Source organism: Lysobacter alkalisoli, from assembly GCF_006547045.1.
Taxonomy (GTDB): Bacteria; Pseudomonadota; Gammaproteobacteria; order Xanthomonadales; family Xanthomonadaceae; genus Marilutibacter; species Marilutibacter alkalisoli.
Genome location: NZ_CP041242.1, coordinates 390,629 through 403,205, shown reverse-complemented (window position 1 = coordinate 403,205; position 12,577 = coordinate 390,629). Strand labels below are relative to the sequence as shown.

14 protein-coding genes are annotated in these 12,577 nt (G+C 62.1%); 3 read left to right on the top strand and 11 right to left on the bottom strand.

Going from position 1 to position 12,577, the window contains the following annotated elements:
- Positions 1-24 precede the first annotated feature (24 nt).
- The 3 genes from FKV23_RS01705 to FKV23_RS01695 form a co-directional block, all read right to left on the bottom strand.
- Entirely contained in the window at positions 25-414 is a 390-nt protein-coding gene (locus FKV23_RS01705) for a hypothetical protein (protein WP_141622301.1), read from the bottom strand.
- A gap of 105 nt (positions 415-519) precedes the next feature.
- The gene (locus FKV23_RS01700; protein WP_141622300.1) at positions 520-1,158 is read right to left on the bottom strand and encodes an AAA family ATPase; all 639 of its coding nucleotides are present in this window, start codon (positions 1,156-1,158) and stop codon (positions 520-522) included.
- Positions 1,155-1,511, bottom strand: a complete 357-nt coding sequence (locus FKV23_RS01695; protein ID WP_167284889.1) for a type II toxin-antitoxin system prevent-host-death family antitoxin — start codon at positions 1,509-1,511, stop codon at positions 1,155-1,157. Before FKV23_RS01695 ends, FKV23_RS01700 begins: the two co-directional genes overlap by 4 nt.
- Positions 1,512-1,715: 204 nt before the next feature.
- Between FKV23_RS01695 and FKV23_RS17435 the strand changes: the two genes are divergently transcribed.
- Complete coding sequence (locus tag FKV23_RS17435; RefSeq protein WP_244244068.1) at positions 1,716-2,048, top strand: excalibur calcium-binding domain-containing protein; 333 nt, start codon at positions 1,716-1,718, stop codon at positions 2,046-2,048.
- A 6-nt stretch (positions 2,049-2,054) separates the two neighbouring features.
- Here the strand turns inward: FKV23_RS17435 and FKV23_RS01685 are convergent, their stop codons facing one another.
- Positions 2,055-2,492, bottom strand: coding sequence for a hypothetical protein (locus FKV23_RS01685; RefSeq protein WP_141622298.1), 438 nt, complete (start codon positions 2,490-2,492; stop codon positions 2,055-2,057).
- A gap of 121 nt (positions 2,493-2,613) precedes the next feature.
- Between FKV23_RS01685 and FKV23_RS01680 the strand changes: the two genes are divergently transcribed.
- Positions 2,614-3,498, top strand: a complete 885-nt coding sequence (locus FKV23_RS01680) for an HNH endonuclease (protein ID WP_141622297.1) — start codon at positions 2,614-2,616, stop codon at positions 3,496-3,498.
- A gap of 255 nt (positions 3,499-3,753) precedes the next feature.
- Here FKV23_RS01680 and FKV23_RS01675 read toward each other — a convergent pair whose 3' ends face one another.
- From FKV23_RS01675 to FKV23_RS01645, 7 genes are all read right to left on the bottom strand, one after another.
- Complete coding sequence (locus FKV23_RS01675; RefSeq protein WP_141622296.1) at positions 3,754-4,785, bottom strand: O-methyltransferase; 1,032 nt, start codon at positions 4,783-4,785, stop codon at positions 3,754-3,756.
- Positions 4,785-6,206: an ATP-binding protein gene (locus FKV23_RS01670; protein WP_141622295.1), complete on the bottom strand. Its 1,422-nt coding sequence runs from the start codon at positions 6,204-6,206 to the stop codon at positions 4,785-4,787. The genes FKV23_RS01675 and FKV23_RS01670 overlap by 1 nt, the downstream gene beginning before the upstream one ends.
- 152 nt (positions 6,207-6,358) lie before the next feature.
- Positions 6,359-6,748: a very short patch repair endonuclease gene (locus tag FKV23_RS01665; protein ID WP_141624983.1), complete on the bottom strand. Its 390-nt coding sequence runs from the start codon at positions 6,746-6,748 to the stop codon at positions 6,359-6,361.
- A gap of 13 nt (positions 6,749-6,761) precedes the next feature.
- Entirely contained in the window at positions 6,762-7,934 is a 1,173-nt protein-coding gene (locus tag FKV23_RS01660) for a DNA cytosine methyltransferase (protein ID WP_141622294.1), read from the bottom strand.
- Positions 7,935-8,457: 523 nt separating this feature from the next.
- Complete coding sequence (locus FKV23_RS01655; protein ID WP_141622293.1) at positions 8,458-9,420, bottom strand: bifunctional helix-turn-helix transcriptional regulator/GNAT family N-acetyltransferase; 963 nt, start codon at positions 9,418-9,420, stop codon at positions 8,458-8,460.
- A 67-nt stretch (positions 9,421-9,487) separates the two neighbouring features.
- The gene (locus tag FKV23_RS01650) at positions 9,488-9,757 is read right to left on the bottom strand and encodes a hypothetical protein (protein WP_141622292.1); all 270 of its coding nucleotides are present in this window, start codon (positions 9,755-9,757) and stop codon (positions 9,488-9,490) included.
- Between the two features lie 202 nt (positions 9,758-9,959).
- Positions 9,960-11,537 (bottom strand): GH39 family glycosyl hydrolase, encoded by a 1,578-nt coding sequence (locus FKV23_RS01645; RefSeq protein WP_407067662.1) that lies wholly within the window; start codon positions 11,535-11,537, stop codon positions 9,960-9,962.
- A 310-nt stretch (positions 11,538-11,847) separates the two neighbouring features.
- On the opposite strand from FKV23_RS01645, the gene FKV23_RS01640 reads away from it, so the two are divergent.
- Positions 11,848-12,519, top strand: coding sequence for a DUF2242 domain-containing protein (locus FKV23_RS01640; protein WP_141622290.1), 672 nt, complete (start codon positions 11,848-11,850; stop codon positions 12,517-12,519).
- The last annotated feature ends 58 nt before the right edge of the window (positions 12,520-12,577 follow it).

Here is a 12,577-nt window from a genome sequence, read left to right as displayed (position 1 = left end):
TGGACTTCCCAGCTACGGCCGCCCTTACGACGGCTCGTCGGCGGGATAGGCCGGCGCGGCCACACGATCGCGTGACGCGGCCCGCATGGCCTTGCTGGCACCCCATGCCAGCAGGACCAGTCCGGCCGCCGACGCCACGGCCAGCAACATGCTCGCCGCACCGAACACGGCGAGCATCCCGCTCACGCTTTCGTAGGCATTCTGGGCGTCGTAGATCAGCCACGTCTGGGTCACGCTCAGGAGCAGCCTCAGCACCGCCGAGCCCAGCAACACCGCCATGCCGCTGATCGCCAGTGCGCGACCCGGCCCCGTGGACGTCCATATCAACAACATCGCCATGCCGGCGATGCAGGCCAGCAGTTCGGGCAGCTGGTAGCCCAGCAGGGTCAGGAACTGGGTGACGAAAACATCCATGCGCAAGGTCCTTGGGCCACAGGTGAAAGTGCGGAAAGACTAACCCACATGCCGTCCGCGAAGCCGCGGCGGACATGCTCCTGGCGTCGCGCGCAGACCCGGCGCCTAGCGCAGGCTCATCGAAAGCGCCGCTTCCACCAGCGGCTTGGCCCAGTCCGGCGTGTTGCCGAGCGATTGCAGGTCGGCAGGCCAGACGAGCTTGCCCGACTTCATTTCCGCAACCAGCACGGGGTCCGGTATCGCCTGCCCGGCGCCGGCCTCGACGCTGTTGTCATACACCCGCAGGTGCGCCAGACAGGGCATGAGCGCAATCAGGTTCTGCAGCGCCGCCGGATAACGCTCGCGGACCTTGGCCTCGGGGATGTCGTGCCCGCCCACCGCCACCCGGGCCTTCACACGGGCCAGGTGCAGCTCCGGCGAAGACAGGCCGCAGAACCACATGAGCACGTCGTGCGTACTGGCGGCCGCCTTGATCCTGGCCGGAACGGTGCGGCCGCCCAGCGTGGTCTCGAAGGCATGGTGGGTGCCATTCGCGACCGCCTCATCCAGACGGCGCATGCCCTCCTGCCATGCGACCGCATTGGCCTCGACCGGGTCGCAGCCGGTTTCGGCACGCAGCTCGCGCGCAAAGGTGTCGGGGTTGAACCAGGCCAGCCCCGCCGCCTGCAACAGATGACCGCCGACCGAACTCTTGCCCGCACCGTTCACCCCGGCGAGGACAAAGAGAACGGGGCGCGCCGTCAATGCCCCGCCCCGGCCTTGACCTTGCCGCCGAGCCTGGCCGGCGCGTCCATCACCGAACGCAGGCGGCCGGCGGCATCGTCCGCCTGCAGCGACGCCAGGCGCTCGTCGAAGCGCTGGCGGAGCGTCTCCAGCACCGCATCACTGCTGGCGCCGGCTTCATGCAGGGCACGCACGATGGCGCCGTAATCCTCGATCGAGAGGATGACGGCCTCGGGCTCGCTGTGGTTGGTCACCACCACCCGGCCCTCGCGGCCGACAACCTTCATCACGCCACGCCAGCCGAGCTTCTTCACGTCGGAGGCCGGCGTGCGGGGCAGGTCTTCGATCGCATCGAGTTTCTGGATCAGGGCCATGGTCACTCCAGCGCCTTGAGGGTGAGGCCAATATACCCCTTTTTCCCTTTTCCAGGCCATCCGCAAGGAATGACCGCCCTGCACGCCGGATCAGCGCGGACGCCCTCGCCCATTCACTCTTCAGCACCCACCGGGTGCTACCGTCGGCCCGTCGTATCAGGGCATGGGGGGTGTCCGATGAAGACGATTCGATGCGTCACAACGGTGAGCGCCTGGGCAGGCATCCTGATCATCGCAAGCCAGCTCGCATGGCCGCATGCCGCAGCCGCACATGGCGGCGGGCTCAACGCCCAAGGCTGCCACAACGACCGCAAGAACGGCGGTTACCACTGCCATCGCAGCCCGGCCGCACCAAAACCGCCGGCAGGCAACACGCCGACTCCCACTGCGAACCGGCTTACCGGCAACCAGAGCGGACAGGTCTACTACGCCAACTGCAGCGCCGCCCGTGCCGCAGGCGCAGCACCGGTGCGCCGTGGCGATCCGGGCTACGGGCGGCATCTGGATCGCGACGGGGATGGCGTCGGCTGCGAGTGAGCGCCTTTATCCCCAGCAACAATTCGGCGACAGGCGCACGTCCCAGCGTCCTGCTGCCGTTTGCATGCGTACCAATAGCTCTGCAAGCGACCCAGTCACCTGCATAGACGCCAGCTCTTCGTCGTTGGCCACCCGTAGATCGACGAACTCGTGATAGGCATGGTCCAGATCCGACGGACCTTCACCAGTAGCCATGAAGTGCTCCTCGCACAGCGAAGGCACCTCGACCTGCTCGGCCACAAACAGATCACCCCACTCCAGGCACTTCCGCAGCTCTTCCTGGGAATCACCCGCATCGCCCGATAGCAGCAACGCCCCGTACGTCTTCCAGTTGCCGGCGTCGCGGTACATGTATTCGAAGACGCAGTGGCGCCCGTTCGTTTCGAATCGACCATGAGGCACGTGATCCAGCGCGCCTTCGGCGGCATCAGATATCTCGTTCATGCCACCAGCATCCGTCGCGACCGTCTCAGAACCAGAGATGCGCCTCGCCGTCTCAGCCAGATGAGCCGGGGTCGCTTACCTATTAGCAAGCCTGGTAGCCTGGTCTGCACGGGAGGGGGTCATGGCAAACGCAATATTCACCGCATCCGAAAGCTCTGCCTACGATGACCGCATCGAGGCGTGGTACCACTTTCCCAAGACTTACCTACGCCAGGTCGAACAGGCCAAGGGCGACTTCGTCCTGTACTACGAGCCGCGCCGTACAAGCGGGCCTAACAGTGCGACAGGGCGGCAGGCGTACTTCGCAATCGCACAAATCGTCGGCATCGAGCCCGACGGCAAGCGTCCCGATCACTACTACGCTCACCTCAAGCACTTCCTCGAGTTCGATCACCCTGTCCCTTTCCGCGAAGGCGACGAGTACTACGAATCCGCGCTTCGAAAAGATGATGGCTCGACCAATCGCGGCGCATTCGGCCGCTCTGTCCGCCTGATCCCACGTGATGAGTTCGCACGGATTGTGCAAGCGGGCCTATCGGCCCAACTGGAGGCATGGGAGCGTCCGAACCGGGTTGCCGAAGAGGTTCCGGAGTACGTCGTGCGCCCCATCGTCGAACAGGTCGTGTCCCGAAAGTTCCGCGACGCGGCATTCCGTCGTCATGTGCGAAATGCCTATGGCAACACTTGTGCCGTCACCGGCCTTCGGCTAATCAATGGCGGTGGCCGCCCCGAGGTGCAGGCGGCTCATATCCGTCCAGTAGAGGAAGATGGTCCGGACACGGTCCGCAACGGCATCGCGCTGACCGGTACCGTGCATTGGCTGTTCGACCGCGGGCTGCTTTCCTTCGATGACGATTACACCATTCTCCTGTCGCCTCACGGCGTCCCGAACGATCTGGACAAACTGATCCGGGCTGAAAGGAAGCTGCTGCTACCGGACAGCCCCGAATGGCGGCCGCACCCTACCTACTTGAACTGGCATCGATTACAGAGGTTCAAGGCATGAAGGAAATGAACCCGGCCCCATTCCTCACGACCCTATTCCTCACGCGCCTCATCAATGACCGCAACTTTCGTATGGACCTTCCCATCTACGAAGGGGTCTGGTCACTCCTTCCATGTAAATATTTCTGCAGAATGGATGCTAGTGCGCATCTTCGGAACAAGATCCTTCTCGTTGGGGATTGGACTCCAAATCGTCGAGCTACTCAAAATCGGGCGCCGCCGCAGTTGTCATCATCATGCCCTGTTCCCTATCTGGCTACAGTTCGACTCGCGAGAAGTGCGGGTAAAGCCGGTAGAACTTCTTGAACACGGCGACGGGGTCGACACCCAGCCTGGAATCGACGACCTCAGCCAAATCGAACCCGAGCTTCCGTAGGACGTTGCTGTTGGACTCCATCGTGAGCCGCTCAAGCGACGACAGCGCAGGTAACTCAATTCGGTGGGGGTCGTCGGGAGTCGCATAGAACTCCCAGTCCTTGATGAGCTTCTCGGCGGCAGAGTCTTCGCGAGAACAGACCACAAGAGCTGCAGTCACCATCGGCTGTCCATCAGCGTAATGCGTGGCCAACGCCCACTCGATGCGGCGGTCAGCAAAGCTGAGAGCCTGCTTCTCGACGGCTAGCTTAAGAACCCGGAGAATGGTCGGGCCGTACTTTCTGAATGTCATCGCGTCGGCGGAAACTCCACTCGGCACCAACTTCCCCAAACGCTCGTTGAACCGCTGAAAACGCCACTCAGCCTTCGTCGGCTTGTGTGCGCGGTCTGCAGATGCCTCGCCATCGACTTCGACCGAGAGGTTCTTGCCCGAGGGCGGCTCGCCCAACGAACCCGGGTCCGCGTTGAGCGTCACGCGGAGGATACTTCCGATCGGCATCGTCCCGACCGTTTCAGCGAAACGCTGAATCTGTAATGCAATGCCACGGGGTGTCGTGTAGTCGAACCAGATAATGGCGGGCGTGGTGAAGGTTGTCTGGTCCAGAAACTCCTCAAGAGTCGAGTGGACACATTTGATGGACGCCACTGGCCTGTTAAACCTTTGCCGCTTGTGGATCTCTAGCTCGGACTCCACGCAAGTCAGTCGCCCAACGGTGCGGCTGCCCTTCTTGCGCCCAATGCCAATGCGAGAGTGCAGGAGGCGGAAGTCCTCAAGGAACGGTCCCCCAAGGCCTACGTAGTGGTACTTCTCAAGTCCCAGCTTCGGGGTGAGACGCATCAACAACGAGAGGAACAGCTCTCTGTCAACCGCCTTGTTCGGCCGTAGCCGGTACGGCAACGAAGACCCACTCATCAATCAGCCCCCTTCTTCTTGGCCTTTACGAGTTGGATCTCGAAGCACTTGTCTCCGACGATACCCGGCTTCTCATTGGCATCATCGAAGAGCATCCTCGATACAATCCTCACCTCTTCGACCGGACGCGAGAAAATAATGCGTCGAGATGACGGAGTGCTGCCCTTGGGCTCGGGGAGAGCGCCTTTCACCTTACGGGGATCAAACTCCAGAACGGTGCTACCTTTCTTCATACTCGCACGTGGGGCCACCGCTTCGATCACCTTGCTCAGCGACATTGGTCGGGCATCAGCCCAGTGGCTCGCCTGATCCTCACGTGGGTGATTCTTCCACCGGTTCGTATACGTGATCCAAGCCCGCATGCCTTCCTTCATCTTCACAAGCGACTCAAGCCAGACGTCCGATGATGTATCAAGGGCGCGTTTCGTGGTCGTGACCGGCAACTTTTTCGCGTCCTTTGCGCGGAATTCGATGATGCCGGTGATAACGATGAACTGGTCGTGGTACAGCGGAATGCCATCTCCCCAGCCCGTGAGCCGGCTTTTGTCTCCGACGATGACTGCGCGATCGTTGCAAAGCACTGTCCAGCCGGCGGTAGCAGAGTTGCGCTGCCCTACGAAATCACCTTCAGCGTCTTCATCGTCAACATCGTACTGACGGCTCGTGTTCAAGCCAACTGTGATTGAAACGAGGACGCCATCGATCGTCTTTTGGTAGACGTACGGAGCTGGTCCGTCTTTACGCTTGGAGACGAGGACTTCGACGTGGACGGGCTTCACGGACTCGCCATTGACTTCGATCTTGAGGCCGCGCTGTAGGAACATCGTGAAGTGGTGTGAGATAGCAGTCTTTACCTCGTTCACGAATGCTGCGTTCTCGAAGTGCTTGGCGACACCTGGATGGAGATCCTTGACCAAGATCGTTGTACCGGGCTTCGAAAGCTTCTCGCTGTTGTTGCTCGGCTCCCGGATCGGCAGCTCGCCCCAGTCCTTGTCGTCGAGCCATTCGGAAGTGATCGCCACTTCGAACGTGTCATTGCCATGTCGCGTCTTCACGAGTGCATTCTTGCCCATCTTGAATAGCGCTCGCTTCATACCGACACCGTACATACCGATCGTCTCGGTGTCGGCATCGCGCGTGTCGTCGGCGTCACGCCCCATCTTGAACGCGTAGTTGATCGCAACGTTGCGAGGGATGCCGCCACAGTTGTCCTCAATGGAAAACTGCTCCTTCGACAGCTTGATCTTGACGAAATGCCTTCCGTAATTGACCTTTCCACCTTCGGCGAGGCGCAGAGCTCCGTCGAGGCAATTGTCGACCAGATCGAGGATCGCGTCGTCAAGACTGATGTCGCGAGTAAGCATCGACACAAAGAACTGTTTCGTCGGCACTGCCTTAGCGGTGTGTTTGCTGAGCTTCATCGGATCCTCCCTGTATTAATCTTCTTCGCCGGATCGGCAGCCTTCGTCTTGGGCACCATAGGTTGGACATAGCTTGCCCTCCACGAGGGCGAACGTGCCCGAATCAGGTGCCTTCGCGGATGGGACGGAGGTCATCGCTCACAAGCCTTCCGTCATGTTCGATTCCTGGCTTTGCGCTTCTCTACAATCTTCGCGATCCGTACAGCAGCTCGCTCAGGCGGCTCGTGCGCCCAGACGCGCACGACCCTCCAGCCGTCTGCCTGCAGGCGCTTATTGGTGTCGCGATCGCGCTCCATATTGGCGAGGATTTTTGCTCGCCAAAATTCGGCGTTCATTTTCGGCCATGTCGCATGTAGCGGGCACCCATGCCAGAAGCACCCGTCAACAAAGACAGCTACGCGCGGACCACAGAATGCGATATCTGCGACCCTACGTGGCTTGGTTAGAACCGGCACATGGATTCGGTAGCGAACGCCTCGCGCATAAAGTTCACGGCGCAAGATCGACTCGGCAGAAGTATTTTTCTGCCTAACCCGCTGCATGCGGCGAGTTACTTCAGGCGTGGACGGAATTGCCCGGCCGTGCGTCGACATTCCGTCCTCGACGAGGATTGGTTGGCGAGGAGGGCTGGTCGACGTGCTGTTTAACATGCTCAATGATGCTCTCCCCGATGACACGCCCAAGATCAACCGGGACAGCATTGCCGATTAAGCGGCCAAGCACCTTGAACTGAATGACCCCACCCTTGGGCACGAAGGAATAGTTCTCAGGGAAGCCCTGCAAGATAGCCCCTTCACGTAGCGAAAGGCCGCGTGCCTGTGAGGGATGACCGAACCGGCCATTGCCAAAACCGAAGAACTGTGTCGTCAGGGTCGGCGCGGGTTCATTCCACTTCATGCGGCCGTAGACACCTGAGTAGGTTTTGCCGGTCTTCTTCTTATGGCACTTGGCTACCAAGTGCTTCGGCCAATCACGCCATGTGCCCCCAGGCTTTGAGGCCTTGATCCTTTCGTAGTTCAGATGGGAAAGCCCTGATGCAGCATGAAGCGGATCATCCCTATTACTGCCACCATGACGAAGTACAGGCAACCCTCTGAGTACATCAGCGACAGTTCTCTGCTTCGAGTTCGATGGCGCTTTCAGCTCGATATTTCCGAAGCGCGACGCGAGAAGAACTGTGCGGCGGCGACGTTGTGGGAGCCCATACGCAGCGCAATCGATGACTTTGAACCAAACCTTGTACCCTTGCTCTTTCAATGTAGAGATGAAATCGTCGAACACCAGGTGCCTGGTGACAGTCGGAACATTTTCCATTGTCACCATGTCGGGTTTGGCTTCCCGAACCAAGCGCGCGAACTGATGCAGCAGCCCCCAGCGCTCTGTCCCGATCGTCTCGTATCGCTGCGAGTAACTTGAGAAGGGCTGACACGGCGCACATCCAGCCAAGATGCGCACTTGCGCATCGCCAAACCAAGAACTCAGGTCAGACGACGTCAGGTTCGCGACATCGATTGCGTGGAAGGCACTTCCATTGTTCGTTTCATAGGGGTGCTTGCACGCGTCGTCGAGATCAACACCCGCCACGACACGAATACCCGCATCAATAAGGCCTCGAGTCAGCCCGCCGGCACCGCAGAATAAATCGACGCATACAATGTCGTTCACGGGGGAGCTGTGCGTCCTGACATTACCTCTTTGCGGATGATCTGCGCTGTCCTTCTTCTTCATACGCGCCCCCTAGCCACGAAAATCGTCGCGCACTCCCTTACGTTGACTGATCGAAGCACAGTGCCCGGCTGTGGCCGCGTCCGAGCGTACCACTCAGACATAAGCCTCATCAACTCATGGGGAGGTGTGAGAAAGAAACCCCTATAAATCATGGATGATAGACAGATCTCACAGGACAGTACGGTTACTGATCTGATGGCACATGTGTGGATGGGACCACATCTATCGCTGATTTAGTTCCGTACGCCCATCCGGGAAGGACCAGATTCAAGCCACGCGCAAGTCCGAGGAGCCAGGTCAGGCTCTTTCCAACGTGACACGAGGCTACCCCCCCAAGGCTCAGTTATGACGATCTTTAGGATATTACGTGATCCTGGCTGGATTCCAGTGAAGAACGCACCGGCGGAGACGCCCGCCAATGTCGCCAGGCTCAGCGCACGATGGGTCAGCCGCTGATTGCGCTGGCGGGGCCGCCGCCGGTGATCATCGGCGAAGTGGACAGGGACAGATGAACCTGGAACCACTAGTGGTGCGGCCGCCCGCGATAGATCATGTACACATCCGCACGCTGGTAATGCGTACCCGGCTTCACCCCCGGCTGCAGTTCGAAACCCACGCTCTCGTACAGCCGCAGTGCCGGCTGCAGGCGCTTTTGCGATTCGAGGAACAGTTCGCGGCCGCCCAGCCGCTTGAACTCGGCGATCGCGGCTTCCATCAGCTTGCGGCCGATGCCCAGGCCCTGGTGGCGTTCGGTGACGGCCATCTTGGTGAGCTCGTACACGCCGGGGGCGTCCACCATCAGTGCGCAGGTGCCGACCACCTCGTCGCCGACCAGGGCGATCAGGATCGCGCCGCCCGGCTCGAGGACGTGCTTCTCCGGTTCGGACAGCACGGCGTGGTCGATCGGCTCGATCTGGAAGTACTTGGCCAGCCACTCGGCGTTGAGCCGGTAGAAGTCGCCGCGCCACTGCGGCGCGAACGGCACGATGCGCACCTGGGCGGCCTGGCGCTGGCGCAGTCGTCGCGCGACCTCGGCCGGCAGCGGTTGCTCGTCCAGGCTGGCCTCGTAGCGCGACAGGGCGTCGAGCAGGTCGACGCCGATGTCCATGAGCCGATGCTCAACGGTGTCGCGCATGGCCTGCCAGAGCGGACGGGCGGCCTTGAGCTCGGCCTGGCAGCGCTCGGTCAGGGCGAGCACCCGCTGCCGGCGGTCGTCGGGGGCGGGCTCGCGCCGCAGCAGGCCTTCCCGGGTGAGCCGGGTGGCCAGCTGGCTGATGGCGGAATGGGTCAGGCCGATCTCCTTGGCGATCTCGCCCACGCTCAGCGGTCCGCGCTCCTGCAGCAGCCGCAGCACCGGGAACCAGCGCCCCTGCAAACCGATGCCATGCTCGCGGTAGACCTGGTCGACCAGGTCGTAGCTGCGCTCACTGATCACCTTCAGGCGGCTGGCGAGGGCCAGGGTGCCCTGGACCGAAAGAAAGCTCATGGCGATATCCGACGGCGTTTACGTAAGTGCTAACATAAACGCCGCCATCGCGATCGGCAAGTCCCGGCTAGCGCAGGCGCTCCACGCTCAGCACCGGCGTCTCCACCAGCTGCGGCCCGAACCACTGCAGGATGTTCACCCCCTCCAGCGTGTACCAGGGCGCCTGGGTGCGCAGGTGCAGGTAGGTCCTGTGGGCGGGCCCGATGCCATCCGGGTCGACCCGAAGAAAAACCTTGCAGTCGGCCTGGCCATTCGACCCGTTCAACACCACCGCTGCATTCTCGGGAATGAGCACGGTCTGCGCATCACGCGCGATTGCCACGATTGCTTCGATCATCACGTTCTCCTTGGGCGCGTCACAGGGGCGCCCGTACTGCAAGGACGCTGCAGCCGGGTGGATGTGAACATCCGCCACCTGTCTGGCCGCGTGCCCATCGCCGATGCTTTCGCGCCAGTTCGGCGTCCTAGGGCAACATCGCCCGCTATCGGCCTGCGCGACTCTCTTGCTACAGACCCGCCCGGCAGCGGGGTGACGTGTTTCAAGGGGAGATGGGAGGACCCGACTCAGGCGTCAGCGTCACCAGCACGACATCGTTGCTGCGCATCGGAATTTCGAGCGTGTGCTCGCCTGCGGGTCCGATCTCGATCCTGCGGTCGGTCTCCGGTAAGTCGCGCGTCAGCTCATGCAGCTTTTCGAGCTGGCTGTCGCTCAGGGAAGCGGGAGCCCCCATCTCGATATAGGCCGAGTACGCGTCGTTGGCGCGGAACCCGGTGCGCTTGACCTGAAGCCGGTAGGCGCCCGCCGTGAGGTGCTTGAACGTGAGCCGCGCCGCGGGTACCGGCGAAGCGGGAACGAGCCGGGTGTAGAACGGGCGATTGCTGACGTCCTGCTCGGGGTATGTCCAGTTCCAGATCAATGCCGAAGTGCTGGCGCCATCGGTCGCCAGCAGCGACTCGGCATCGGAGGATGGAATCTCCTTGCCGCGGAGCGCATGCAGGTACTTGTAGGCGAAGAACGCCGGCTTGCGGACGCCTTCGCGATTGATCAGTCCGAAGCCGCCGTGGAACGGCGTCGGCGGCGGGCCGGGTTCCTCGAACAGGTCGGTGTAGGCCCAGTAGCTCATGCCCTGCGCCAGTCCCTGCGCCGCCTTGATCTTGTCGAGAATGTACGGCGCACTGACATACGAATCGTGCACGGCGTCGCGCGGCGTGTAGCTCGTGCTCCATTCCGTGATGTACAGCGGCAGCGACGGGAAGGGCGATGCGTCGATCTGCTCCCTGACCCTGCGCACGTCGCCGACGATGGCGTCCGGCGACGACAGAAGCTTGGTGTCGGACTCGCCGTTCTCGTCCAGGAAACCGCCGTCGACGCCGTAGGTATGAGTCGTCACGAAGTCCACCGGCACGCCGTTCTCATGCGCGTACTCGAGGAATTCCGGCACCCATGCAGCGCCCGCGGTCGCGGGTCCGCCGACCTGCAGCGTGGGATCGATCGCCTTGATCGTCCTGGCAGTGACGTCGTAGAGCTTGAAGTAGGCCTGCTGGTCGGCCCGCTCCCAGAAGTCGCCGAGATTCGGTTCGTTCCAGACCTCGAAGTACCAGTGCCGTACTTCCGCCACACCGTAGCGCTCACGCAGGTGGCGAACGAACGCGTCGACGAGGTCGCGCCACGGCTCCAGTTTCGGATGCGATGTATTGCCCTTCCAGTAGAAGAGGGTCTGCTCGGACGTGGTCATCGCCTTGGGCGTGAATCCGAGTTCGATGAAGGGCCTGATCCCTTTCGACAGCAGGTCGTCGTAGAGCTGGTCGATCCTGGTCCAGTCGTACACGGTACGACCGTCGACGACCTGCACGGTGCCCAGCGCATCGTGGAAGATGTCGTGGAACCGGATGTAGCGAAAGCCCAGCTCATCGACGGCGAGCTTCAGGTGTGCCTGACTGTCCGGCCGTATCAACGTGCCCGGGAAGTCCGAGCCGACCGATTGGTTGAAGAACCGGTCCAGCGGCCGTTCGGCCAGGGCGAGGTCGATCGTGATCTCGCGCGAGGAAACCTCGGCAGCGTCGGCCACGCCGGATGCGGCGCTGCCGAAAGCCGCGGCCCAGATCACAAGCGGCAGGCTGACCCGCCGCAGATTCGACAAGACTCCGTGCATCCCATTCCCCGCCGGCCGAGCCCGCGTTCGCGGTCGATGCCCGTTGAACTCGAGGCTAGGACGGGCGGTGACCGTGGGTCCAATGAAAAAATCCGCAGAAGCTATACCAGGTCGGCATGGCTCATTGTGGTGGCGCGGAGTGGTTGGCGGTGCCATCGCAGGAGGCGCCTGCGACGCCACTCGTCGAGGATGCGTCCGGCCCCGTTGTCATTCAGCGGCCTTGCACGTCGCCATCGCTACACTCGCGGCTCTGCCCGAACCCGTCGTATATCGCATGTTTCGCGTACGCCCGTTCTGCCGTTTCACGGTGCTCGCCGTCGTCCTGACGTCCTCGCTGGCCGCCTGCGGCTGGAACCGCAAGGCGGAGCCACCGCCCTCGGGCGAGACTTTCGGCGCCGGGGACACCTATTCGCGCACCTACCTGGTGCCGCCGGCCATGGCCTGCGAGGCAACGCGGCGTGCGCTGCTGGGACAGGGCTACGTGATCAGCAAGTCCGCCCCCGACGCGCTGGAGGCCACCAAGAGCTTCCAGCCCGAGTCCGACGTCCATACCCAGCTCAACGTGCGCTCGACCTGCCTGCCGCAGCCGGGCGGCGGGTCCATCGTGTTCGTCAACGCGGTCCAGGACCGCTACGTGCTCAACACCACGGTCAAGTCCGCCAGCGTCGGCGTGAGCATGCTCGGCTCAGTGTCGCTGCCGATCGGCAGCAGCGGCGCGAACCTGGTGCGGGTGGCCAGCAACACCGTGCAGAACCAGGACTTCTACCGCCGGTTCTTCGAACTGGTGGCGTACTACGTACCCAGCACCGAAGGCCTGGCCCCGCCCCCACCGCCGCCGGTATTCGAACCCCTGCCCGATCCGGAGCCGCCTGTGCCGACGCCGATCGCGCCGTCGTTGCTCGATGAGGCATCGGATCCGCCTGCAGGAGCGACGGATCCGTCGTGACTCGCGAAGGGTCAGGTCCGTTCATCGCATGAGAAACAAATGAACCTGACTTCCTTTT

Bases quoted from the DNA above. Each gene is read 5' to 3' on its own strand.
- FKV23_RS01705 (WP_141622301.1), bottom strand. From the start codon at position 414: ATGGATGTTTTCGTCACCCAGTTCCTGACCCTGCTGGGCTACCAGCTG.
- FKV23_RS01695 (WP_167284889.1), bottom strand. From the start codon at position 1,511: ATGGCCCTGATCCAGAAACTCGATGCGATCGAAGACCTGCCCCGCACG.
- FKV23_RS01685 (WP_141622298.1), bottom strand. From the start codon at position 2,492: ATGAACGAGATATCTGATGCCGCCGAAGGCGCGCTGGATCACGTGCCT.
- FKV23_RS01680 (WP_141622297.1), top strand. From the start codon at position 2,614: ATGGCAAACGCAATATTCACCGCATCCGAAAGCTCTGCCTACGATGAC.
- FKV23_RS01675 (WP_141622296.1), bottom strand. From the start codon at position 4,785: ATGAGTGGGTCTTCGTTGCCGTACCGGCTACGGCCGAACAAGGCGGTT.
- FKV23_RS01670 (WP_141622295.1), bottom strand. From the start codon at position 6,206: ATGAAGCTCAGCAAACACACCGCTAAGGCAGTGCCGACGAAACAGTTC.
- FKV23_RS01665 (WP_141624983.1), bottom strand. From the start codon at position 6,748: ATGCAGCGGGTTAGGCAGAAAAATACTTCTGCCGAGTCGATCTTGCGC.
- FKV23_RS01660 (WP_141622294.1), bottom strand. From the start codon at position 7,934: ATGAAGAAGAAGGACAGCGCAGATCATCCGCAAAGAGGTAATGTCAGG.
- FKV23_RS01655 (WP_141622293.1), bottom strand. From the start codon at position 9,420: ATGAGCTTTCTTTCGGTCCAGGGCACCCTGGCCCTCGCCAGCCGCCTG.
- FKV23_RS01650 (WP_141622292.1), bottom strand. From the start codon at position 9,757: ATGATCGAAGCAATCGTGGCAATCGCGCGTGATGCGCAGACCGTGCTC.
- FKV23_RS01640 (WP_141622290.1), top strand. From the start codon at position 11,848: ATGTTTCGCGTACGCCCGTTCTGCCGTTTCACGGTGCTCGCCGTCGTC.